The organism is Streptomyces sp. NPDC019531 (assembly GCF_044903305.1).
Taxonomy (GTDB): domain Bacteria; phylum Actinomycetota; class Actinomycetes; order Streptomycetales; family Streptomycetaceae; genus Streptomyces.
In genome coordinates this window covers 1-21,767 of record NZ_JBJDQL010000082.1, presented here as the reverse complement: position 1 = coordinate 21,767, position 21,767 = coordinate 1, and the positions used below count along the sequence as shown (strand labels likewise).

Here is a 21,767-nt window from a genome sequence, read left to right as displayed (position 1 = left end):
CCGTACACCTCGCGTTCCCAGTCGGGGCCGCGTCCCGGTGTGCCGCGGCCGTCGATGGTGAGCACCGCGAATCCCTGTTCGGCGAACCACTGCGACAGCAGGACCCGCCAGTCCTGCTCGGCGGTGACGCGTTGGTGGCCCGCTCCGCCGTACGAGTCGACGAGCACCGGCAGCGGACCACTGCCCCGGCGGTGCCAGGAGGGGAAGTGGAGCCGGGCGTGCAGCGCCGGGGAGCCGAGGACGAGGCGCTGCGCGTGGACGCCGATCACCGGGCGTTCGACGTACGACAGGACGGGGACGGTCGGTGCTCCCGCGCGCAGTATCTCGGCCCGGCCGCCGGGCCGCTCGGCGTCGCGGGTGACCCGGACCAGAGTGCCGCCACGGAAGGTGCCGGAGTGCACTCCTGGCCCCGAACTCAACTGCCGTAGGCCGGACTTGGGGCCGTAGCTCCACAGGTGGGTCTCGGTGGGGTCGTCGGAGGCCGTGAACAGGACCTCGTCGCCGTCGGTGCCGAGTACGGATCGCAGCTGAAGTCCCTCTGGGGTGAGGGGAGTTCCGTCCAGGGTGAGGTACCGGGTCCCTCCGAGGTCGCGATGGACGAGGAGCGCCCCGGAAGCCGTGCGCGCGGGCAGCCCGGGGACGAGCTGCACCCAGCACGCGTCGCGCTGCTCGTCCAGGACGGCCGTCCGCCCGTCGCCCGGGTCGACGGCCAGGAGCCGGACGGTGCGCTGGTCGCGGGACTGGACGAGGACCCAGGGCCCGTGCGGGTCCCATCCCGCGCCGACGACGTACTCGAAGGCCACGCGGTCCCAACTCACCTGCACCGGCGGGCCGTCGGGCCGGGAGAGCCACAGTGTTACATCGGGATTGGGTGTTCCGGCCAGGGCGGTGCGTGACACCGGCGGGTCGTCCGGCTCGGCCGTCGGCCAGGGCTGCACCCTCGTGGAGTCCGTCCGCGCGAACAGCAGTTGGCCTCCGTCCGGGGACCACCAGTACCCGCGGTTGCCGTCGAGGGAGGTGGCGCCGGTCTGCACGGCGGTTCCGAACTCCACTCCGGAGGCGTCAGGTTCGGCCACCGCGCGATCTCCGGAGCCGTCGGCCTCCGCCATGCGCAGGGCGCCGTGTGACACGTAGGCGATATGACGGCCGGTCGGATCGGGCCGGGGGTCCACAACCGGGCCGACCACGGGCAGACGGCAGGGCCCTCCCTTGCTCACGTCCAGCTTCCAGAGCGCGTCGGCCAGGGCGAAGGCGACGACACCCGTCGCCGCGTCGGTGCCGTACGCCTCGATGCCGGACGTTCGCGGCGAACGCCCGCTCGCGAGCAGCCGGACGGGATCGGCCAGCAGTCGCTCCCTTGCGGAGTCGACGTCCAGTGCCCACAGGCAGGTGGCCGGATCGTCGCCCGTGCGGGCGCGGAGGAACAGGACGGTTCCGCCGTCGGGCGAGACGGTGAACCGATCGGGGACGCCTCGGGTGAAGCGAAGGGTGCGGACGAGTTGTTCGGGGAGGGTGGCGGGAACCATACGGAGTTCCTTCCACCGCACCCATCAATGAAACACGTGTTCGATACGAGAGCTCGCCGGGCCGTCACTTTGTGTTAGCATCTGACATTTGCGCGCTGCGGAAGGCTCTTCATGAACCACCCCGACCCCGCCCAGCCCTCGGTCGGTTCCTTCACCGACCTGGAGCTGCCCGACGAGCTGCTGCGCACCCTCACCGCACTCGGCGTGCACGAGCCCTTCCCGATCCAGGCGGCCACACTGCCCGACGCGCTCGCGGGACGCGACGTCCTGGGGCGCGGGCGCACCGGGTCGGGCAAGACGCTCGCCTTCGGTCTGCCGCTGCTCGCACGGACGGCCGGGCAGCGCGCGGAGCCGAAGCAGCCCCTCGCCCTGGTCCTGGTGCCCACCCGGGAGCTGGCCCAACAGGTCACCGAGGCGCTCGCGCCGTACGCCGAGGCTCTGCGGTTGCGCTTGGCCACGGTGGTGGGCGGCATGTCCATCGGACGGCAGATCGCTGCGCTGCGCGAGGGGGCCGAGGTCGTCGTCGCCACCCCCGGGCGACTGCACGACCTCGTCGAGCGCAAGGCCTGCCGGCTGGGGCGGGTGCGGATCGCCGTCCTCGACGAGGCCGACCAGATGTGCGACATGGGCTTCCTGCCGCAGGTCACCGAGGCACTCGACCAGGTACGTCCCGACGGCCAGCGGATGCTGTTCTCGGCCACCCTGGACCGTGACGTCGACCATCTGGTCCACCAGTACCTCCACGACCCCGTGGTCCACTCGGTCGACCCGTCCGCGGGCGCGGTCACGACGATGGACCACCATGTCCTGGTCGTCCACGGCCCCGACCGGTACGCCGTCACCACGGAGATCGCCGCCCGCGACGGCCGCGTCCTGCTGTTCCTGGACACCAAGCACTCCGTCGACCAGCTCACCCGGCATCTGCGGGCCAGCGGGGTGCACGCGGCGGCGCTGCACAGCGGCAAGTCCCAGCCGCAACGCACCCGCACGCTCGCGCAGTTCAAGGACGGGCAGGTCACCGTCCTGGTGGCGACCAACGTCGCGGCCCGTGGCCTGCACATCGACGACCTCGATCTCGTCGTCAACGTCGACCCGCCCACCGACCCCAAGGACTATCTGCACCGCGCGGGCCGCACCGCCCGGGCCGGCGAGTCCGGCCGGGTCGTCACCCTGGTGCTGTCGGGTGAGCGCCGTGAGACGAGCCGTGTGATGGCCGAGGCCGGCATCGAGCCGACCGTCACCAAGGTGCGCTCGGGCGAGGCGGAGCTGAGCCGGATCACCGGGGCCAGGGCCCCCTCGGGCACCCCGCTCGACGGCGGGCCCGCCGCGCCCCGGGCCAAGAACACCAACACCCCCTTCCGGGGCCTGGGCACCAGCAAGGACACCTCCCGCGGCAGCGGCGGCAGGTCGTCCCGAAAGGCCGACGAGGCCCGCAAACTCGCCGAGGCCCGCAAGGCGGCCCGCACACGACGCGGCGTCTGAGAGCCGGCCCCCTCTGCCGGACAAGTGGGCTGACTCCAGGGGCCCGCACCAGCTCTCACCTCACCCCTCCCGCCGCGCCGCCCCCACCACCAGTCGCCGGATGTCCGCCAGGTCGGCCTCGAACTCCGCGGTGAGGTCGACCGGGAGGTCCAGCCACGGCCCGAGCCTGCTGTGGCCGGGGAGTTCGCTGCCCGGAAGCTGACCGCGGCGACCGCGGGGGTCCAGGTCGCCGGGGCCGAAACGCCCCCCCCAGCTGGAGCTGCACACTGCTCGGCGTGCTGGTCCGCAGCATGGGCGAGCTCTCGGCGTCGTACGACATCGGCGGCATGCTTCTCAGCAGCGTGGGCGGGGCCCTGGTCCCGCTGAGCGTCCTGCCGGGCTGGGTGGCGGACGTGGCCCCGGTCTCCCCCGGTTACTGGGCCGCGCACGGCCTGCGGGCCGCTCTCGCGGGCGACTCCGGCACCGCGGCGGTGGCCTGCGCAACGCTCTTCGTCGTGGCCGTCGTCTGCGCGACCCTGTCGTCGGTCCGGCTTCAGGGCCGCGGCGGGCGGGTGGTGGCGCTCTAGACAGGCACGTTCGCCGCTCGTCCGGCTCGGGCGCAAGCTGGACTGGAGGCGGGGGCCGCGCCCCGTCCCGGCAGGAGCGGTTGAAAGGATCGACATGTCGACTCATCTGCCCGAGGTGGTCTCGCGCGAGGAGCGGCTCCGCGCTCGCAAGGAGCTGCTGGCCGAGGACAAGGAGGTCACCCGGGGCCGCGACCGGCGGCGGCTACTGATGGTCCGGGTGGAGAAGCCGTACGTCTTCGAGGGCCCGGACGGCGAGGTGAGCCTGCTCGAACTCTTCGAGGGCGGCCCCAGTTGGTCGTGCATCACTTCATGTGGACCTTCGGTGTCGACGACGACGGCACCGAACACCCGCGCCACGGGCTGCCCCAGCAGCTCCTCCGCAGCCGACCAGCGACCAGATCGGCAACCCCCCGCAGTTGCACGTCCGGGGCACCTCAGGGGCCGCGGTGACATCAGCGCCTTCCTGAGGGCCGGGGACGAGGTCTTCCACCCGGCGATGCGGCTCCCGGACGAGTACGGCTGAGCCTGGGCGGCGTCCGCTGAGTGCGCCCACAGCGATGAGTTCGACGCCCGCGCAAGGCCTGCCTCACATACGACTCCCGCAGAACGGACGTGCTGACCGTGCTGCCGCACCGCGGTGCCCTCACCGTGGATCCGGCCTTCTCCGCCGTGCTGCCCGCCCTGGCCGCCGGCCGGCGTGTCGGCTCCTGGGCTACGCGATGCCGCCGTTGCTCTTCAGCAGTTGGCCGTTGACCCACTGTCCTTCCCGGGAGCACAGGAAGTCCACCAGGTGGGCGGTGTCCTGCGGAGTGCCGAGGCGACCGAGCGGGGTCGCTTCGAGACAGTGCGCGCGGATCCCCTCGGACATCCAACCGGTGTCCACGGGGCCGGGGTTGACGGCGTTCGCGGTCACGCCGAGGTGGGCGAGTTCATGGGCGGCGGCCAGGGTGATCCGGTCCATCGCGCCCTTGCTGGCCCCGTACGGCAGGTTGCCCACCGTGTGGTCGCTGGTGAGGCTGATGATGCGACCGGTGCCGTGTTCCGCGGTGAAGCGGCGGCCGAACTCACGGATGAGCAGCCAGGTCGCGCGCGTGTTGACGGCGAAGTGCCGGTCGAAGCTCTCGACGGTGGTGTCGAGCAGACCGGAGTCGACGGACTCGCAGTGGCACATCACCAGCGCAGTGACGGGCCCGAGCCGCCGCTCCGTCTCGTCGTAGACCCGGGCCGGGGTGTCGGGGTCGGCCAGGTCGGCCTCGATCGCGGCGGTGGTCGCGCCCTGCTCGGCCAGGTCCCGGTCGATCGCCCCGGTCGCGCCGGGCTCGGTGCCCCAGGCCATCCGGGCGTCGTACGGGTTCCAGTAGGTGAAGGCGATGTCCCACCCGGAGGCCGCGAGCCGCCGCGCGATACCTGCGCCGATGCCGACGGTGCGACCCACTCCGGTCACCAGGGCGAGTGGGCGGCGGGTGGGAAAAGCTCCTGTGGTCACGGGACGGGATCGTTCACGAGCACCCCGCAGGCGGCAACCGTTTTTCTCGTTCGATGCCGCACCGAGGAGTTGACAATCGTTCAACTCTGCCACATCGGCGGCCCCGGAAGAGCCGCTTGGCCTGAACCCGACCTCTTGTGACTTAAGTTCAACCACGCCATTCGGGAGTTCTCTGCTTACCCACGGTAATGCCTTGCTTTACGCGATCCCCAGCCGTAACCCTTCCACCACAACCAGCCAAGACTCTGGGGGGAGTTGGCTCATGGAAGGCACGGTTGACGGGTTCCGCTACGGCGCGGTGACCCCGGTCGCCGCCTATCTGATGGCGTGCCTGGGAGGGGCTCTGGGGCTGCGCTGCATCGTGCGCACCGTGCTCGGCAACCAGTCGTGGAAGGCGGGCTGGCTCGCGCTCGGCGCCGCCGCGATCGGCTGTGGCATCTGGACGATGCACTTCATCGCCATGATCGGTTTCCAGGTCGTGGAAACCCGGATCCGCTACGACGTCGGGCTCACGGTCCTCAGTCTCGTCGTGGCGATCGTCGTCGTGGGCATCGGCGTGTTCATCGTCGGCTATCGAGGCGCCAGCACCCCGAACCTGGCCTTCGCGGGCGTCGTCACCGGGCTCGGCGTGGCGGCCATGCACTACCTGGGTATGGCGGCGCTGCACCTCAACGGGACGATCCGGTACGACGCCACCGTCGTCGCGCTCTCCGTGGTGATCGCGATCGTCGCGGCGACCGCGGCACTGTGGGCGGCCGTCACGATCCGCGGCTTCATGACGAGTCTCGGGGCCAGCCTGGTCATGGGTGTCGCCGTCTCCGGGATGCACTACACGGGCATGGCTGCGGTCAGCGTCCATGTACACAGCAAGGTCGGCGGATCATGGGCGGGCGACTCGCCCACCTCCCTGCTGCTGCCCATGCTTCTGGGGCCGGTGATCTTCCTTTTGCTGGCCGGGGTGGTCGTGATGTTCGACCCGCTGCTGGTACTCGGGGACGGCGACTGGAACCGCCGGTCCGCCTCGCCCGCGCGCACCGTGCCGCCGCCCGCCTCACCCTTCGAGAACCAGGGCGACCGGGGCGGCCCCGCCGGCAGCCCGCAGGATCCGCAGTGGGCGGCGCCGCGCGGCCCGCGGAGGTGACAGGACGACCCCCGACTCCCCCACGGATCCGGTGATTTCCGGGAGGGATGGTGTCGTACGGCACTCCCCCTCCCGAGCCGGTTCTAGATCGTTGTTACGGTGCACCGGTGTCTGACTCCTCACGCGATACCGCCGAAGGCGCCGGCTGGGGCTCCACCCAACTCGGCGAGTACAAGCAGCTGATGCCGCCCAAGGTCGAGAAGATCTCCTGGCTGAACCCGAAGACGCTGTGGGCCGCCCGCAACGGCGTGGTCGCGTCCTGGTTCGGGGACCCCACGGGCCGTACCCGAAGCCGCTGGGTGGCCCAGCGCGCGGAGGCCGGCGCACCGGCCGACAAGGTGATCCGGCGCGAGGACCCGGAGACGTTCTCGTTCATGGTCATCGGCGACACGGGCGAGGGCGACGACCCACAATACGCCGTGGTGCCAGGGTTTCTGAAGATCAGTCAGGAGACAAGGTTCGCCGTCGTCGCCAGTGACGTCATCTACCCGGTGGGCAGCGCGGACGACTACGGCACGAAGTTCTTCCGGCCCTACCAGGACTATCCGGCGCCGATCTACGCGATACCCGGCAACCACGACTGGTACGAGGACCTCGGCGCCTTCATGCGCGTCTTCTGCGGCGACGCCCCTCCCCTCCCGCCCGAGCCCGTCCCGCGTCCCCTCACCCGAGCCTGGCTGCGCTCCCTGCTGTGGCACCGTCCACGCGCCGACGACGGCCAACATCTCGACGAGGTACGCCGGTTGCGTGCGGCACCGGCCCAACAGGCCGTCCAGCCGGGCCCGTACTGGGCGGTGGACGCGGGCCCGCTGCGGATCATCGGCATAGACACCGGGCTGCTCGGGACCATCGACGCCGAACAGGGCGCCTGGCTGCGCGAGGTCTCCCAGGGCCCCCGCCCGAAGATCCTCATCACCGGCTCGCCCCTCTACGTGGACGGCGAACACCACCCCTGCCCCATCGAGGGTGGGGGAACGGTCGACGACATCGTGCGCGACCCGGAACACCACTTCGTCGCGTCGATAGGCGGCGACATCCACAACTACCAGCGCTATCCGGTCGAGGTGGACGGCCGGACCATCCAGTACGTCGTCTCGGGCGGCGGTGGCGCCTTCATGCACGCCACGCACACCATTCCGCATGTCTCGGTCGCGAACGTCGGCGAGAAGGACTTCCGCTGCTACCCCCTGCGCGGCGACTCCCTGGCCTTCTACAGCAGGCTCTACGGCCGCCGCCTGCACCTGCGTCGCTTCTTCACCCTCACCGAGGCCGAGGCCACCGCGGTGATCGCCGAACGACTCGGCATCCCGCCCACCCGCCTCCCGGGCGAGCCCGCCCGAGTCACCTTCCGCACCCGCCTGGTGGCCGGTCTCCTGGGCGCGGGCGGCCGCCCCGACCGCACCTCACGGTTCCGGCTCCCGGTGCGCAAGATCTACACACAGCTGTTCTCGCCGAGCTCGGCGACGTACAGCCCGCCCTTCTTCAAGTGCTTCCTGCGTCTGGACGTCACCCCGGAGGCGGTGCGGCTGCGCTGCTTCGCGGCCACCGGCAACCTCGCCCAGGAGCTCGACCCGCCGGTCGAGGACGAGGTGACGATTCCGCTGACCTGACCCGGAACAGGGCAGGAGCCGCCCGGGTTGGCACAGCCGTACCACTTGATCCGTCAAGCCCCCCGGAGGAGTACGTGCCGCCCACCCCCCGCCCCCTGCGCAAGCTGGGCTTCCTGACCATCGGCCTGTTCGACGAGGCGGACCCGCGGCGCGGCCACGAGTCGACGCTGGAGATCATCGAGCTGGGCGAGCGGCTCGGCTTCGACAGCGCGTGGCTGCGTCACCGCCATCTCCAGTACGGCATCTCGTCCCCCGTCGCCGTCATGGCGGCGGCCTCGCAGCGCACCAGCCGCATCGAGCTCGGCACCGCGGTGATCCCGCTCGGCTGGGAGAACCCGCTGCGCCTCGCCGAGGACCTGGCGACGGTCGACATCCTGTCCGGCGGCCGGATCAACCCGGGCGTGAGCGTGGGCCCGCCGATGCACTTCGACGAGGTCAAGAGCGCGCTGTACCCGGACACGGCGGACGCCGAGGACTTCTCCTACGAGCGGGTGCGGCGACTGCTGGACCTCGTGCGCGGCAAGCCCGCCAGCGACTTCAGCGGAGTGCGGGGGTTCGAGGTGTTCAGCGACCGGGTGCAGCCGCTCTCCCCCGGCCTCGGCCGACGGCTCTGGTACGGCGGCGGCAGCCTGAGCTCGGCACGCTGGGCCGGTGAGCACGGCATGAACTTCCTGTCCAGCAGCGTCGTGAAGGCGGAGGATCCCGAGGGGCCGTACGACTTCGCGGAGATCCAGCTCTCGCACATCCGTGCTTTCCGTGCCGTGCATCCGGACGGCGAGGCGGCACGGGTGTCCCAGGGGCTCGTCGTGATCCCCACCGACTCGGCGTCGGCGGAGCAGCGGGCACGGTACGAGGACTACGCGGCGAAGCGCACCCCTCGTACCGCCTCACCGCAGGGTCCGGCCCGGCTGATGTTCGCGCCGGACATCGTCGGCACGTCGGAGGAGATCGCCGAACGACTGCACGCGCACGCCGCGTTCCGCGAGGTGGACGAGGTGGCGTTCGCGCTGCCGTTCACCTTCGGGCACGAGGACTATGTGCAGATCCTCACGGACATGGCGACGAAGCTGGGCCCGGCGCTGGGGTGGACGTCAGGAGCCTGAGCTCACCAACGCCCCACCTCGGTACCCGTGATGGCCTCCGATGGCTTGCCGTCGGCCCCCACCGGCACGTCCCCCGCCAGCATCACCCGGTGCATGGTCCGGGGGAAGCCGAGGTGGGCGTTGTCGCCGGGGGCCAGATGGATGGTGGCGCGGTTGTCCCAGAAGGCCACGCTGCCCGGCTCCCAGCGGAAGCGGACCGTGTACTCGGGCCGCACCGCCTGTTCGAGGAGCATGTCGAGGATCGCCCGGCTCTCGGCGCGGGAGAGGTTGGCGATCTGCTCGACGTAGTAGCCGTTGACGTAGAGGATCCGCTCCCCCGTCTCGGGGTGCACGCGCACCAGCGGGTGCAGTGAGGCGACCTGGTGGTCCAGCAGATGCCGGACATAGGCGTCGTCGCCGGGGCGGGGCTGGTAGCCGACGCCGAGCCGGTGTTCCACGCGCAGGCCGTCGATGAACTCCCGTACCGGGCCGGACAGTCCGGCGTAGGCGGCGGCGAGGTTGGACCACTGGGTGTCGCCGCCGTACGGCGGGACGGTCTCGGCGCGCAGGATCGTGGCGGCGGGTGGGTCGATACGGGCGCCGTGGTCGCAGTGCCAGCCGCGCAGCAGGGTGTGCCGTCGGCGTTGCAGCCACTCCTCGTGCTCCATGCCGAACTTCCCGCCCAGCTCCAGGCGGTCGGCGGTGGTCTCGACCTCCGGGAAGTCCGCGGGCGAGGCGCTGCCGCGCTTGCGCAGGACGACGGGCTCACCGAACCTTCGGGCGAAGGCCACATGCCTGGTGTGGTCGAGCCGCTGTCCGCGGAAGAACACCACCTTCCAGCGCAGCACCGCGGCCCGGATCGCGGCGACCACCGTGTCGTCCAGGTCACCCGCCAGATCGACTCCGGTGATCTCGGCTCCGATGTGCCCGGCGACCGGGTTCACCCCGATGCCCGCGTCCCGCTCCGCCGTGCCCTTGTCCGTCGTCATGCGTGCTCCGTTGATCGCCATCATCCACGTATGTCCGAAAGTCCGTGCCCGCGGGGCACAGCACCCTGGTTGACTGCCCAGCGTGACGGCCCCCTCAACTCCCCCGGAACCCAGTGACTTCGTCCGGCGCCTGCCCACGGGCGAACGCCTGCCGCTGCCCGCCGACTCGGTGGCCGACTGGCCCACCTTCCCCTTCGAAGGGGACTTCCGGGTCAAGCCGCTCCAGCCGCCCGCACTCCCCGAGCCCGCCCGCAACGGAGAGGACGGCCCCGAGGAGTGCCACACCTGCAACAAGCCGGTGACGGCGGCCCTTTGGTCCGACGACCACTGGCGGCTGGACGCGGTCGGCACCGAGTCCCGGCTCCCCGCGGTCGTGCTGCTGCAACCACGCGGCCACTACGACCTGTCGGACCTCCCCACCGAGCGCGCGGCCGAACGGCGTCAGCATCGGTAGGGCAGGGATGTTTCGTTCGGACATCCGAACGCGGCGCTGCGCGGCACCCTCCTCCCGCTGTGGGAGGAACTCCTGCCGCCCGTCCCCGAGGAGGAGCGGCAGCGGGCCCTCCGTCTGATCGCCGCCGCCCTGGCCGCGGAGGGCGGCACGGACCACACCCTCAGACCGTGAACTCCCGTATCACCACGTTCTCGAAGACCGCCGTGCCGTCGATCGAGAACAGCGCGACCCCGGTGTCGATCAGATACGGGAACACCTCCGAGGAGTGCGTGTACCGGCCGTCGTCGACGAACATCTCGACCGACGTACGGTCGACGAGAATCCGCAGCTTCACGCGGTTCCCGGAGAACGGGCTGTGGCTCTCCTGCCACCGCCCGGTCGCATCCGGGTTCACGGTGCCACGCCTGTTCAGGAACGCGTAGTCGTCGTAGACCCCGGCGTCGATGTGCCGACCGCCGTCCGGTGAACGGCGCAACTGAACGCCCGCGCCGCGCAGTTGGTCCCAGCTGATCTCACAGCTCAGTTCGTAGGCGACACCCGTGTAGTCGAGGACACGCGTACCGGTGACCTCCAGGTCGCCCAGGTTCACCGTGCGGGAGGCATGGTCGTCCAGCGCGGCGACCGGCTGCGAGGTCAGGTAGTACACCCCGGACGAGTCCCGCTTCAGCGAAAGCTCGCGGACGATCGAGTCGGTGCCGTTGAACCCGTCGCAGTCGATCGTGGGCGTGACACCCGAGTAGTCCCAGTTGTTGAGCCAGCCGATCGCGTACCGCGTCTCCCGGTCCAACGCCCCGTCCGGGGACCGCTTCTCGAAGGTGACGGCCCCGTACCAGTCCCAGCCGTGGTCCAGCCACTGCGGATCGGCGGCGTCGGGCGTGAAGCTCGTACCGTCGAAGGAGCCCGTCCAGTAGGCGTACGTGTTCGGCAGCCCCGATCCCTTGCCGTTCGCACTCGCGCCGAGCACCCACTTCACCGTGCCGTCCGAGGCCGTGAGCCGGAACAGGTCGGGACACTCCAGCACCCCGATCCCGTCCTTGATGAAACCGCCCACGTACGTCCAGGACTTGAGGTCGGCCGAGTGATAGAAGCCGACCTTGTTGTTCTCGGCGAGCGTCACCACCCACCGGCCGCGCTCCTCGTCCCGGATCACCTTGGGGTCCCGGAAGTCGCGCACGCCGGGGTTGGGCAGCACCGGGTCGGTGCCGTGGTTCGTGAAGGTGCGGCCGCCGTCGGTGGACCAGTACAGGTACTGCGCCTGGTCGGCGTCCCCGTCGTGCGGTGACATGGTGGCGAGGACGACGACCGCGCCCGCCCCGAAACCCGCGGTGTTGTCGGTGTCAACCACGGCGGAGCCGGACCAGACGTCCCCGTTCGCCGTCGTGTTCTTCGGTACGGCCACTCCCCGGTCCGTGAAGGAGACCAGGTCGGAGCTGGTGGCCAGGCGCCAGGCGGTGCCGGCGACGCCGGTCGTGTAGTCGGCGTTGTAGAGGTAGTAGTAGTGGTACTCGCCGTCGATCCACACCGGTCGCTGCGGGTCGTTCTTCCACTGGTCGGGGACCGTGAAGTGGTACTCGGCGCGGTAACTCGCGCACCCGGCGGCGGCCTTGGGCTTCGCCGCGGCCGGCCCCGCGGGCAGCACCACGACGGCGGCTCCCGCAGCCGTTCCGGCGAACAGCGCTCTCCTGGAGATCCCGTCCATCACACATCGTTCCTCTCACTGGAAACGGCGGCTCGTGTGGATCAGGACTGTGGGACCTAACTCGTTAAAGGTCAAGTGTGCGCGGGCCTTGACAGGTCTATGGCCCGCTTCCCATCATCTGGGAATCAGATGCTGGCTAACACGAGTTAGGCCCTGTTGGATGACCGACTCGCACGTCACCCGTCGCACCTTGTTGCGGTACGGCGCCTACGGCGCGGGCGCCGCCGCGCTCGCCGGCACCGCCGCGAGCTGGGACCGGCTCACCGGAGCCGACATCCCCGGCCGCGACGACGGCTCCCTCGTCGTCGCCACCCTCGGTCCCGCCTACGGCCCCGAGGCGATCCGCACCCTCACCGAGGGCTTCAAGAAGGTCCACCCCGACATCAAGCTGCGTATCAACGCGGTGCAGGCCACGGACTGGTCGGACTTCTTCGCGAAGATCCTCACCCAGATCGCGGCGGGCACCGCCCCCGACCTCGTCTACGTCGCCACCGAGGGCGTCCAGCTCTTCGCGCAGCGCCTCGGCGTCGCCCTCGACAAGTGGGTCAAGCGGGACGCGGCCGAGCTGCGCGAGTACTTCGCCGACGTCCACCCCTCGCTGGTGGAGTCGATGATGTACGAGGGCAGCCTCTACCAGCTGCCGGTCGAGTTCAACGCGGCCGACATGTACCTCAACAGCCAGGTCCTCAAGCGGGCGGGCGCGGGCTTCCCGGCGGCCGACTGGACCCGCGACGACTTCACCCAACTCCTGCGGGACATGAAGAAGTCGAGCGGCTCGCAGTTCACGCCGTACTTCTGGACCAACCGCCTGTGGGGCGGGGTCGTCCCCTGGCTGTTCGCCAACGGCACCAACCTGCTCGCCGAGTCGAAGGCGCCGGGCGGGGCGTGGCTGTGGGACGGCTTCTACCCGAGCGCCGAGCGCCAGGGCCGCGGAGGCGGCTTCCGGTGGACCACCCCGCAGGCCACGGACGCGCGCGTCGAGGAGTCGTACGACTATCTCGCCTCCCTCATCCAGGAGGACCTGTGCACCCGCCCCGAGGGCGGCAACGGCCAGAACCTCATCGGCGTGTTCTCCACGGGACGGGTCGGTGTCACTCCGGCCGGAGGCTTCTGGGCAGGCGGTCTGCATCTGGCGGGAATGCGGCCGGGCAGCTTCGACGTGCAGTACTTCCCCCGCTGGCGCACCCAGCGCATGCAGTTCGGCGCCGCCGGTTACGCGCTGCTGCGGACCTCGAAGAAGCAGGACGAGGCCTGGGAGTTCATCAAGTTCGCGGCCCGCAGGGACACCCTGATGCGGCTCTTCGAGACCAACCAGACGACACCGGCCCGCCGTTCGATGCTCACCGCGGACCGCTACCGGGAGATCGGCCCCCGGCACTGGCAGGTCTTCTACGACACCCTCGACAAGTTCCCCGACACCGGGCCGATCCCGGCGCCGCCGCAGGTCGCCGAGGTCGAACAGGTGCTGCTGAAGCACACCGGGACCGCGCTGGCCTCCCGGCGTTCGGTGGGTCCCGCGCTGCGCCGGATGCAGAGCGATCTGGAGAAGGCCATGGAGCGTGACGTATGACGAACACCGAGATCGCCGCCGTACGACCGTCTCGGCCCGCGACCGCACCCGCCACCAAAGCCGCGGGGCCCTCGGCCCGCGACCGCGGCACCCGGCTGCTGGCCACGCTGTTCCTGACGCCGACCATCGTCGGCATCGTGGTCTTCACGGTGGTGCCGATCGTCGGCTCGGTCGTGCTGAGCCTCTTCCACTGGAACGTGATCGACTCCCCGAGCTGGGCCGGGGCCGCCAACTACCGTGAGGTCTTCACCGATTCGACCGTCCTGGTCTCCTTCCGCAACACGCTCGTCTTCATGGTCCTCGCGGTCGCGCTCCAGCTGCTCATCGCCCTGACCCTGGCGCTCGCGGTGAACGGGCGGATGCCCGTGTGGCTGCGCTCGGTGTTCCGGTCGGCGTTCTTCTTTCCGCTGGTGCTGTCGGCGGCGTCGATCTCGGTGGTGATGAAGTACCTGTTCAACCAGGACTTCGGGGTGGTGAACTGGGCGCTCGGGCTGATCGGGATCGCGCCGGTGCCGTGGCTGACGTCGGAGAACTCGGCGATGGCGGCGGTCATCCTGGTCTATGTCTGGCAGCAGTTCGGCTTCTCCTTCCTGCTGTTCGTGGGCGGTCTGAACAACATCCCCAAGGAGATCCACGAGGCGGCCTCCCTCGACGGGGCGACCGGGCTGCGCAAGCACCTGCACGTGACGCTGCCGCTGCTGTCGCCGACCCTTCTGGTCGCGACCGTCGTCGGCGTCATCAACGCGCTGCAGGTCTTCGAGCAGCCGTACGTCCTGACCAACGGCGGGCCCGGCGACTCCACCCGCACCGTCGTGATGGTCATCTACGAGTCGGCGTTCGAGCAGCTGCGCTTCGGCGAGGCGTCCGCGGTGGGCGTGCTGCTGTTCGTGCTGATCATGGCGGTCACCGCCCTCCAGTTCCGGCTCAGCCGGCGTTTCGTCCACTACCAGTGAGCCGGGTGAACTTCCTGTGAGCCAAGCGACCTTGACCATGAGCCGGACCCGGCACTCACTCGCGCCGTGGGCGCGGATCGCCGTACTGGCGGTGTGCGCCCTGCTGACCCTGGGGCCGGTCATCTGGACCGTCTCCACATCCCTGCGCACCCCGGCAGAATCCTTCGACCTGCCGCCCAAGATCATTCCCACGCATCCGACAGTCGAGTCCTACAGCGGGGTCTTCGACCAGATCGACGTGTGGCTGCTCGCGCTGAACTCCACGCTGGTGACCGCCCTGATCGCGGTCGGCCAGATGATCACGGCCGGTCTCGCGGGGTACGCCTTCGCGCGCCTCGAATTCCGTTTCAAGAAGCCCCTGTTCGGCCTGGTGCTCGCGACCATGATGGTCCCGTTGCAGGTCACGATCGTGCCGGTGTTCCTCGTCCTGAAGTCGATGAGCCTGACCGACACGCTGCTCGGACTGATCATTCCGGCGTTCCCGACCGCCTTCGGCACCTTCCTGATGCGCCAGTACTTCCTGGGCATGCCGAAGGACCTGGGCGAGGCGGCGATGCTGGACGGCGCCGGGCCCTGGCGTACCTTCCGGTCGGTGTACGCGCCACTGGCCACGCCCGGCCTGGCGATCGTCGGCGTACTGGCCTTCAACTACCACTGGAACGAGTTCTTCCGGCCGCTGATCCTGGAGACGTCCGGCCAGAACTACACGCTGCCGCTGGGCCTGGTCTCCCTCCAGGGCAACCTCGGCACCGGCTCCATCTCGGTGGTCCTCGCCGGTGTGGTGCTCTCGATGATCCCCGCCGTCGCCGTGTTCCTCGTCGGCCAGCGCCCTCTCCGCGAGGGCATCACCTCCGCAGGAGTCAACCGTTGAGCCCTGACACCGACGCCCCGCGTTTCCGGGTCCGTCCGCCCGCCAACTGGGTCAACGACCCGAACGGGCCCTTCCGTTGGCGCGGTCGCCACCACCTGTTCTACCAGTACAACCCGGACGCCCCGGTGCATGCGAACGTCCACTGGGGGCATGCCTCCAGCCCCGACCTCGCCCACTGGGACCACCACCCGATCGCCCTCGCCCCGACGCCCGGCGGCCCGGACGAGGCGGGCTGCTGGTCGGGCTGCGTGGTGGACGACGACGGTGTGCCGACCGCCGTCTACACCGGCGTCGACCGCACCCACGAGGGCCTGGGCTCGATCTGCCTCGCGGTGGCACAGGACGAGGACCTGGTGGCGTGGAAGCCGGTCCCGGTGCCCGTGGTGTCCGGTCCGCCGGCCGACCTGGACGTGACGATGTTCCGCGACCCGTTCGTCTTCCGGTTCGGCGGCCGACGCTGGGCGTTGGTGGGGGCCGGGCACGGGGACGGCACGCCGTCGGTGCTGGTGTACGACTGCGAGGACCTCTACGACTGGCGGTTCGCCGGGGTGTTGCTGGACGGCCGGGATCGGGTGACGGCCGAGGCGTTCGGCCCGGGGGCGACCGGCTGGGAGTGCCCCCAGCTGGCGCGGACGCCCAGCGGTGAGTGGGTGCTCGCGGTGGCCCTGTGGGACGGAGATCCGCTGGGCACCGCTTATGTGACGGGCCGTCCGGCCCAACTCCCCGGCGGCGACCTGACGTTCGTCACTCGGCATGCCGGCCGCCTCGACCTGGGGCGTGACTTCTACGCGCCCTCCGTCCTCCAGGACACCGGACGGGACCGGGCGCTGCTGTGGGGCTGGTCCTGGGAAGCGCGTCCGCAGGAGGACGTCGACCGGGCGGGCTGGGCCGGGGTCCTCACGGCGCCCCGCGTCGTGGACGTGCACGAGGACGGCACGCTGCGGGTCGGTCCGGCACCGGAGCTGGAACTCCTGCGCTCCGGCGAGCCGTTGACCCCGGGGCCGCTCCCCGACGCCTACGACCTGACGGTGACCGGGCGGTCGGCCGGGACCGTGAGCCTGCTGCGGACGTCCGCGGGCGCCGAACTCACGGTACGCCTCGATCCCGAGGCGGGCACGGTGACGCTGGACCGGTCCGGATGGCCCCGGTCCCGGCCCGACGGATCCGGGCCTGTGGTGGTGCGCGTGCCCACGGGACCCCTGACCGTACGAGTCCTCGTCGACGGCTCCCTGCTCGAACTCTTCGCCGGCGAACGGGCGATGGTCACCGAACGGGTGTACCGGCAAGCCGGGGACACCGCCGAGCTGACCGTGTCGGGGGGTGGGATCGAGGTCGAGTGCTGGGCCCTTCAGACAGAAGGATGAGGTCTCCGACGGCCCGGGCGCTCGGATTCGGGGCGCGCGCTCGGGCTGGCTGTTCGGCGTGGTCACGCCGCGGATCTCCCGGCGGCCGGCGGGCCGCCCTCGTCCGAGATCGACACTGCCCGGGCCGACCGCTGGACATGTCGAGGCGCGGCGCCGACCGACGCGATCGACCCGCCAGGCGTCACACCGCGGGTGCCGGGCCCACCGACCCCCGGCTGATCACCGGGCCGGCGATGCGCCGGACGGTGGCGGGCGGGGTCCGGCCCGTGCCGATGGCGTCGAGGAGGAGACGCGCGGCCTCCTCGCCCATCTCCCGGTGCGGCAGCGCGACGGTGGTCAGCGGCGGGGACAGGAACGCGGCCATGTGCTCCTGGTCGTCGTAGCCCACGACGGACAGCTCGTCGGGAACCGTGATCCCGAGGCGCGCGGCGCAGTGCAGGACGCCGGCCGCGACCCGGTCGTTGTAGCAGAAGAGGCCGGTGGGGCGCTGGTCGGCGGGGACATCGTCGAGCAGCCGGATCGCGCCCTGGTAGCCGCTGGAGATCTCGCCGCCGGTGCGCACGACCCGGTCCTTGGGCACGGTGATGCCCTCGGCGCGCAGCGCCTCCCTGAAGCCGCGCAGCCGTTCGACGGAGGCGATGTCCTGCTGGCCCCCGACCAGCGCGATCCTGCGGTGCCCCTGTTCCAGGAGCAGCCGGGCCGCCGTACGGCCGCCCGCTCGCTCGGCGGGGACGACGGAGGGCAGGGAGTCGTCGTCGGGCAGGCAGTTGGCGAGGACGGAGTGGGTGCGGTGCAGGCCCTCGGGGACGCGGACGCGGCGCAGGGACATGGCCGCGTAGATGATGCCGTCGACGCGTCGGTCGAGGAGTTCGGCGACGGCCGCGTCCTCCTTGGCGCGGTCGCCGCCGGAGTCGACGGTGAGGACCAGGTGGTCGCTGTCCCAGGCCGTCTCCATGGCGCCGCGCAGCAGCCGGCCGGCGAAGGGCGAGGAGGCGATCTCGTCGGTGACCAGGCCGATCACGGCCGTACGGCGGCTGCGCAGGCCGCGGGCGACGAGGTCCGGGCGGTAGCCGAGCTCGGTGGCGGCCCGGCGGATGCGCTCCTGGGTGGCGGGCGAGAGGTTGCCCTCGGCGCGGCCGTTGAACACGAAGGAGACGGCGGTGTGCGACACGCCGGCGAGCCGGGCGACGTCCCGTGACGTGGGACGCCCGGATCCCGCCGAACGCTTCTCCTCGGTGCCGTCCATGCCGTCCGCTGTCCTCGTCCCCCGCCCGTCCGGTTGATCGTTGCTCACCCTATCCGTGAGGCTGGGGGGACGACACAGTCAAGGGAAGGTCCGGAAGTGATCAGCATCCCGACGCACACGCTGAACGACGGCACGAAGATCCCCGCCCTGGGTCTCGGCACCTGGCCGATGGACGACGCCGAGGCGGAGCGGGCGGTCGGCACCGCCCTGGAGGGCGGCTACCGGCTCCTCGACACGGCGACGAACTACAAGAACGAGACCGGTGTGGGCCGTGGCGTGGCCGGCAGCGGTGTCCCGCGCGAGGAGATCCTCGTGACGACGAAGCTCCCCGGCCGGCATCACGGCTACGAGGAGACCCTGGCGTCCTTCGAGGAGTCCCGGGCCCGCCTGGGCCTGGAGTACGTGGACCTGTATCTGATCCACTGGCCGCTCCCCCGCGTCGACAAGTACGTCGACTCGTGGAAGGCCATGATCAAGCTCCGTGAGGACGGTCTCGTACGGTCGATCGGGGTCTCCAACTTCACGGCCGCCCACATCAATCGGCTGGAGAAGGAGACCGGTGTACTGCCGTCCGTCAACCAGATCGAGCTGCACCCCTTCTTCCCGCAGGACGAGCTGCGCGCCTACCACGCCGACAAGGGCGTCGTCACCGAGAGCTGGAGCCCGCTGGGCCGGGGCTCGGACCTCCTGGACGACCCGGCCGTGACCCGTGTGGCCGAGGCGCACGGGGTCACTCCCGGCCAGGCGATCCTGCGCTGGCACATCCAGCTCGGTGCCCTGCCGATCCCGAAGTCCGGGGACCCCGAGCGGCAGCGCGCGAACCTCGACGTGTTCGGCTTCGAGCTGACCGGGACCGAGATGGCGGCGATCGGCGACCGTGAGCACCGGCGCCTGGGCGGGGACCCGGAGGTGCACGAGGAGTTCTGAGCCTCGGGAGGGGCACTCGGGGCACATGAGTGAGCGACTGCGGGACTACCACGGCAAGCGGGACTTCCGGCGGACCGGTGAGCCCGAGGGCGGGGAAGGGCGCGCCGCCCCGGAGCCGCGGTTCGTCGTGCAGATCCACGACGCGCGCACGATGCACTTCGACTTCCGCCTCCAGGTCGGCGACGTGCTCAAGTCCTGGTCGGTCCCCAAGGGCCCCTCGGATCTGCCGAAGGACAAACGCCTGGCCGTGCCCACGGAGGACCATCCGCTGGAGTACGAGGAGTTCGAGGGCGTGATCCCCGAGGGGCAGTACGGCGGCGGCACCGTGATCGTCTGGGACCACGGCATGTACGAGCCCCTCAGTCACGACCGCCGCGGGAATCTCGTCGACTTCGCGGGATCCCTGGAGCGGGGGCACGCCACGTTCCGGCTCCACGGGACGAAGCTGCGCGGTGTCTACGCGCTCACCCGGTTCCGTGACGGCGACTGGCTGCTGGTGAAGACCGCCGAGGGGCGGTCGCGAGGTCGTGGAAGCCCGGATCCGCGCCGGGCACGCTCGGCGCGGACCGGCCGGACGCTCGCGCAGGTGGCCGCCCACTCCGGAGACGGCTGAGCTGCCGCCCGACGGTCATCGGTCCGTCGGGCACAGGCAGAACTCGTTGCCTTCGGGATCGGTCAGGAGGGTGTGGTCCGGGTACCGGGCCTGCACCGACGCGCCGAGCGCGGTCAGGCGCCGGATCTCCGCCTCCGGGTCCACCGCGAGCAGGTCGATGTGCACGCGGTTCTTCACGCTCTTGGCTTCGGGCACGAGCTGGAAGAACAGACGAGGTCCGCCGTGCGCCGGCTCCACCAGCACGGTGGGGTCGTCCTCGGTGCTGCTGATCCCCAGGGCGCGCAGACGGGCGAGTTCCTCGTCGTCGTAGGGGGCGACGGCGTAGTCGTCCAGAGCGGCGGCCCAGAAGCGGGCCATGGCCGCGGGGCGAGCACAGTCGAAGACGAGGTCGTGAAGTCGCGCCATCCACCCATCATGCAGGCCTCCGCCGGACGACGTCAGCCGGATTCGGGGCGGCCCCGGGACGCGTGATCCACCGATTACCGCCCCAACTCACCTTCCCTGCCTCTATGTTCGCAGCGACGTCCACTGCGACATGTCGTCGCTCACGAACCCGAGCCAGGAGGCCCCCCGAATGCGCATCGCGCTCCGCACCGCCATATCCGGCGCGGTCGTCACCGCCACCGTCCTCGCCGGCGGCACCGCACAGGCGACCCCACCCGGACCCGGCGTGGTCGGCACGCTGATCACCCAGAAGACCGTGGGGGACACCGACTACGTCCTCAGGGAGATCACCGTTCCGCCGGGACAGGCGACCGGCTGGCACTACCACGACGGCCCGGTCTACGGGTACGTCAAGCAGGGCACCCTCACCCACTACCACGCCGACTGCGCCGTCGACGGCGTCTACCAGAAGGGGACCGTCGTGCAGGAGCCGGGCGGGCCGAGCGATGTCCACCTCGGACGCAACGAGGGCGACACGACGCTGGTCCTGGAGGTGCTGTACGTGCTGCCGCACGGCTCGCCCTACTCGGAGGACGTCCCGAACCCCGGCTGCTCGTTCCAGTGAGCGCGGTGATCAGAACTCCGGCGGCTCCAGCGACTGTTCCGCCCAGATCGTCTTGCCGCTGCCGGTCTGCCGGCTCCCCCAGCGCTGGGTGAGCTGGGCGACCAGCAGCAGCCCGCGGCCGCCCTCGTCGTAGGCGTGGGCGCGCCGCAGGTGCGGAGAGGTGGAACTGCCGTCGGAGACCTCGCAGATGAGGGTGCGGTCGCGGATCAGCCGTAGCCGGATGGGCGGTTCGCCGTAGCGGATGGCGTTGGTGACCAGTTCGCTGACGACGAGTTCGGTGACGAAGGAGGTCTCCTCCAGTCCCCACGCGGCGAGTTGCTCGGTGGCGGCCTGCCGGGCGGTGGCGACGTGCGCGGGGTCGGGTTCGACGTCCCAGGTGGCGACCCGGTCGGTGCCGAGGGCCCGGGTGCGGGCCAGCAGCAGGGCCACGTCGTCACCGGGTTCTTCGGGCAGTACGGCCTTCAGGACCGTGTCGCACAGATCGTCGAGGGTGTCGGTCCTGGCGGTCAGCGCACGGCAGAGCTCGTCGATGGCGTGGTCGATGTCGCGGTCCCGGTCCTCGATCAGACCGTCGGTGTAGAGGGCGACGACCGCTCCCTCGGGGAGTTCGATCTCCGTGGCCTCGAAGGGCAGCCCCCCGACGCCGAGCGGGGGTCCGGCGACCAGGGGCACGAGCTGCGCGGTGCCGTCGGGCATCACCACTGCGGGCGGCGGGTGGCCGGCGGCGGCCGCGGTGAGGCGGCGCGAGACCGGGTCGTAGACGGCGTAGAGGCAGGTGGCGCCGAGCTCGGCGACCTCGCCTCCCTCGTCGGGGTGGTCGTCGGAGGCGAGGTGGGTGACCAGGTCGTCGAGGTGGGTCAGCAGCTCGTCGGGCGGCAGGTCGACGTCGGCGAGGGTGCGGACGGCCGTGCACAGGCGGCCCATGGTGGCCGAGGACGGGATGCCGTGGCCGACGACGTCGCCGACGACGAGGGCGACGCGGCTGCCGGAGAGCGGGATGACGTCGAACCAGTCGCCGCCGATGCCGGCCAGCGAGCCGGAGGGCAGATAGCGGTGGGCGACCTCGACCGCGGCCTGTCCGGGCAGGCCGCGCGGCAGCAGGCTGTTCTGCAGGGTCAGGGCGGTGGTGCGCTCGCGGGCGAAGCGGCGGGCGTTGTCGATGCAGACGGCGGCACGGCT

The 21,767-nt window shown here is 70.9% G+C and carries 22 protein-coding genes; 14 read left to right on the top strand and 8 right to left on the bottom strand.

Annotation, left to right across the window (positions count from 1 at the left end; all coding sequences use genetic code 11):
* A partial coding sequence (locus ACI2L1_RS43490; RefSeq protein WP_404745017.1) for a DPP IV N-terminal domain-containing protein occupies positions 1-1,526 on the bottom strand: 1,526 nt, incomplete at its 3' end.
* A 111-nt stretch (positions 1,527-1,637) separates the two neighbouring features.
* On the opposite strand from ACI2L1_RS43490, the gene ACI2L1_RS43485 reads away from it, so the two are divergent.
* Positions 1,638-3,008: a DEAD/DEAH box helicase gene (locus ACI2L1_RS43485; RefSeq protein ID WP_404745016.1), complete on the top strand. Its 1,371-nt coding sequence runs from the start codon at positions 1,638-1,640 to the stop codon at positions 3,006-3,008.
* Positions 3,009-3,068: 60 nt separating this feature from the next.
* Here the strand turns inward: ACI2L1_RS43485 and ACI2L1_RS43480 are convergent, their stop codons facing one another.
* Positions 3,069-3,275, bottom strand: coding sequence for a hypothetical protein (locus tag ACI2L1_RS43480; protein WP_404745015.1), 207 nt, complete (start codon positions 3,273-3,275; stop codon positions 3,069-3,071).
* Between the two features lie 8 nt (positions 3,276-3,283).
* Between ACI2L1_RS43480 and ACI2L1_RS43475 the strand changes: the two genes are divergently transcribed.
* Positions 3,284-3,574: a hypothetical protein gene (locus tag ACI2L1_RS43475; protein ID WP_404745014.1), complete on the top strand. Its 291-nt coding sequence runs from the start codon at positions 3,284-3,286 to the stop codon at positions 3,572-3,574.
* A 94-nt stretch (positions 3,575-3,668) separates the two neighbouring features.
* The gene (locus tag ACI2L1_RS43470) at positions 3,669-4,097 is read left to right on the top strand and encodes a DUF899 family protein (protein WP_404745013.1); all 429 of its coding nucleotides are present in this window, start codon (positions 3,669-3,671) and stop codon (positions 4,095-4,097) included.
* A gap of 189 nt (positions 4,098-4,286) precedes the next feature.
* Here the strand turns inward: ACI2L1_RS43470 and ACI2L1_RS43465 are convergent, their stop codons facing one another.
* On the bottom strand, positions 4,287-5,060 hold the full coding sequence (locus ACI2L1_RS43465) for an SDR family oxidoreductase (RefSeq protein WP_404745012.1): 774 nt from the start codon (positions 5,058-5,060) through the stop codon (positions 4,287-4,289).
* A 262-nt stretch (positions 5,061-5,322) separates the two neighbouring features.
* Here ACI2L1_RS43465 and ACI2L1_RS43460 point away from each other — a divergent pair, with 262 nt between their 5' ends.
* The 3 genes from ACI2L1_RS43460 (at position 5,323) to ACI2L1_RS43450 (ending at position 8,914) form a co-directional block, all read left to right on the top strand.
* A complete protein-coding gene (locus tag ACI2L1_RS43460) occupies positions 5,323-6,201 on the top strand; it encodes an MHYT domain-containing protein (protein ID WP_404745011.1) in 879 nt (292 codons plus the stop codon).
* A gap of 107 nt (positions 6,202-6,308) precedes the next feature.
* Positions 6,309-7,811: a metallophosphoesterase family protein gene (locus ACI2L1_RS43455; RefSeq protein ID WP_404745010.1), complete on the top strand. Its 1,503-nt coding sequence runs from the start codon at positions 6,309-6,311 to the stop codon at positions 7,809-7,811.
* 74 nt (positions 7,812-7,885) lie between these two features.
* Positions 7,886-8,914, top strand: a complete 1,029-nt coding sequence (locus ACI2L1_RS43450) for an LLM class flavin-dependent oxidoreductase (protein ID WP_404745009.1) — start codon at positions 7,886-7,888, stop codon at positions 8,912-8,914.
* Between the two features lie 2 nt (positions 8,915-8,916).
* On the opposite strand, the gene ACI2L1_RS43445 is transcribed toward ACI2L1_RS43450, so the two are convergent.
* Complete coding sequence (locus tag ACI2L1_RS43445; RefSeq protein WP_404745008.1) at positions 8,917-9,882, bottom strand: TauD/TfdA dioxygenase family protein; 966 nt, start codon at positions 9,880-9,882, stop codon at positions 8,917-8,919.
* An 82-nt stretch (positions 9,883-9,964) separates the two neighbouring features.
* Between ACI2L1_RS43445 and ACI2L1_RS43440 the strand changes: the two genes are divergently transcribed.
* Entirely contained in the window at positions 9,965-10,336 is a 372-nt protein-coding gene (locus ACI2L1_RS43440) for a hypothetical protein (protein ID WP_404745007.1), read from the top strand.
* 160 nt (positions 10,337-10,496) lie between these two features.
* Here the strand turns inward: ACI2L1_RS43440 and ACI2L1_RS43435 are convergent, their stop codons facing one another.
* The gene (locus tag ACI2L1_RS43435; protein ID WP_404745006.1) at positions 10,497-12,035 is read right to left on the bottom strand and encodes a glycoside hydrolase family 32 protein; all 1,539 of its coding nucleotides are present in this window, start codon (positions 12,033-12,035) and stop codon (positions 10,497-10,499) included.
* Between the two features lie 160 nt (positions 12,036-12,195).
* On the opposite strand from ACI2L1_RS43435, the gene ACI2L1_RS43430 reads away from it, so the two are divergent.
* The 4 genes from ACI2L1_RS43430 to ACI2L1_RS43415 are packed head-to-tail and all read left to right on the top strand — an operon-like array spanning position 12,196 to position 16,793.
* Positions 12,196-13,605, top strand: coding sequence for an extracellular solute-binding protein (locus ACI2L1_RS43430; protein WP_404745005.1), 1,410 nt, complete (start codon positions 12,196-12,198; stop codon positions 13,603-13,605).
* Entirely contained in the window at positions 13,602-14,558 is a 957-nt protein-coding gene (locus ACI2L1_RS43425) for a carbohydrate ABC transporter permease (protein ID WP_404745004.1), read from the top strand. Before ACI2L1_RS43430 ends, ACI2L1_RS43425 begins: the two co-directional genes overlap by 4 nt.
* 16 nt (positions 14,559-14,574) lie before the next feature.
* On the top strand, positions 14,575-15,429 hold the full coding sequence (locus tag ACI2L1_RS43420; RefSeq protein WP_404745003.1) for a carbohydrate ABC transporter permease: 855 nt from the start codon (positions 14,575-14,577) through the stop codon (positions 15,427-15,429).
* A complete protein-coding gene (locus ACI2L1_RS43415) occupies positions 15,426-16,793 on the top strand; it encodes a glycoside hydrolase family 32 protein (RefSeq protein WP_404745002.1) in 1,368 nt (455 codons plus the stop codon). The genes ACI2L1_RS43420 and ACI2L1_RS43415 overlap by 4 nt, the downstream gene beginning before the upstream one ends.
* A 181-nt stretch (positions 16,794-16,974) precedes the next feature.
* Here the strand turns inward: ACI2L1_RS43415 and ACI2L1_RS43410 are convergent, their stop codons facing one another.
* Positions 16,975-18,039 carry a LacI family DNA-binding transcriptional regulator gene (locus ACI2L1_RS43410; protein WP_404745018.1) on the bottom strand — a complete coding sequence of 355 codons (1,065 nt, stop codon included), beginning with the start codon at positions 18,037-18,039 and terminating at the stop codon, positions 16,975-16,977.
* Between the two features lie 96 nt (positions 18,040-18,135).
* Here ACI2L1_RS43410 and ACI2L1_RS43405 point away from each other — a divergent pair, with 96 nt between their 5' ends.
* On the top strand, positions 18,136-18,966 hold the full coding sequence (locus ACI2L1_RS43405) for an aldo/keto reductase (protein ID WP_404745001.1): 831 nt from the start codon (positions 18,136-18,138) through the stop codon (positions 18,964-18,966).
* 25 nt (positions 18,967-18,991) lie between these two features.
* Positions 18,992-19,579 carry a DNA polymerase ligase N-terminal domain-containing protein gene (locus tag ACI2L1_RS43400; RefSeq protein ID WP_404745000.1) on the top strand — a complete coding sequence of 196 codons (588 nt, stop codon included), beginning with the start codon at positions 18,992-18,994 and terminating at the stop codon, positions 19,577-19,579.
* 15 nt (positions 19,580-19,594) lie between these two features.
* Here the strand turns inward: ACI2L1_RS43400 and ACI2L1_RS43395 are convergent, their stop codons facing one another.
* On the bottom strand, positions 19,595-19,984 hold the full coding sequence (locus ACI2L1_RS43395; RefSeq protein ID WP_404744999.1) for a VOC family protein: 390 nt from the start codon (positions 19,982-19,984) through the stop codon (positions 19,595-19,597).
* Between the two features lie 169 nt (positions 19,985-20,153).
* Here ACI2L1_RS43395 and ACI2L1_RS43390 point away from each other — a divergent pair, with 169 nt between their 5' ends.
* A complete protein-coding gene (locus tag ACI2L1_RS43390) occupies positions 20,154-20,588 on the top strand; it encodes a cupin domain-containing protein (protein WP_404744998.1) in 435 nt (144 codons plus the stop codon).
* Positions 20,589-20,597: 9 nt separating this feature from the next.
* On the opposite strand, the gene ACI2L1_RS43385 is transcribed toward ACI2L1_RS43390, so the two are convergent.
* The coding region (locus tag ACI2L1_RS43385) for a SpoIIE family protein phosphatase (protein WP_404744997.1) at positions 20,598-21,767 on the bottom strand (1,170 nt) is incomplete at its 5' end.

Bases quoted from the DNA above. Each gene is read 5' to 3' on its own strand.
- ACI2L1_RS43485 (WP_404745016.1), top strand. From the start codon at position 1,638: ATGAACCACCCCGACCCCGCCCAGCCCTCGGTCGGTTCCTTCACCGAC.
- ACI2L1_RS43470 (WP_404745013.1), top strand. From the start codon at position 3,669: ATGTCGACTCATCTGCCCGAGGTGGTCTCGCGCGAGGAGCGGCTCCGC.
- ACI2L1_RS43460 (WP_404745011.1), top strand. From the start codon at position 5,323: ATGGAAGGCACGGTTGACGGGTTCCGCTACGGCGCGGTGACCCCGGTC.
- ACI2L1_RS43445 (WP_404745008.1), bottom strand. From the start codon at position 9,882: ATGACGACGGACAAGGGCACGGCGGAGCGGGACGCGGGCATCGGGGTG.
- ACI2L1_RS43435 (WP_404745006.1), bottom strand. From the start codon at position 12,035: ATGGACGGGATCTCCAGGAGAGCGCTGTTCGCCGGAACGGCTGCGGGA.
- ACI2L1_RS43430 (WP_404745005.1), top strand. From the start codon at position 12,196: ATGACCGACTCGCACGTCACCCGTCGCACCTTGTTGCGGTACGGCGCC.
- ACI2L1_RS43425 (WP_404745004.1), top strand. From the start codon at position 13,602: ATGACGAACACCGAGATCGCCGCCGTACGACCGTCTCGGCCCGCGACC.
- ACI2L1_RS43410 (WP_404745018.1), bottom strand. From the start codon at position 18,039: ATGGACGGCACCGAGGAGAAGCGTTCGGCGGGATCCGGGCGTCCCACG.
- ACI2L1_RS43400 (WP_404745000.1), top strand. From the start codon at position 18,992: ATGAGTGAGCGACTGCGGGACTACCACGGCAAGCGGGACTTCCGGCGG.
- ACI2L1_RS43395 (WP_404744999.1), bottom strand. From the start codon at position 19,984: ATGGCGCGACTTCACGACCTCGTCTTCGACTGTGCTCGCCCCGCGGCC.
- ACI2L1_RS43390 (WP_404744998.1), top strand. From the start codon at position 20,154: ATGCGCATCGCGCTCCGCACCGCCATATCCGGCGCGGTCGTCACCGCC.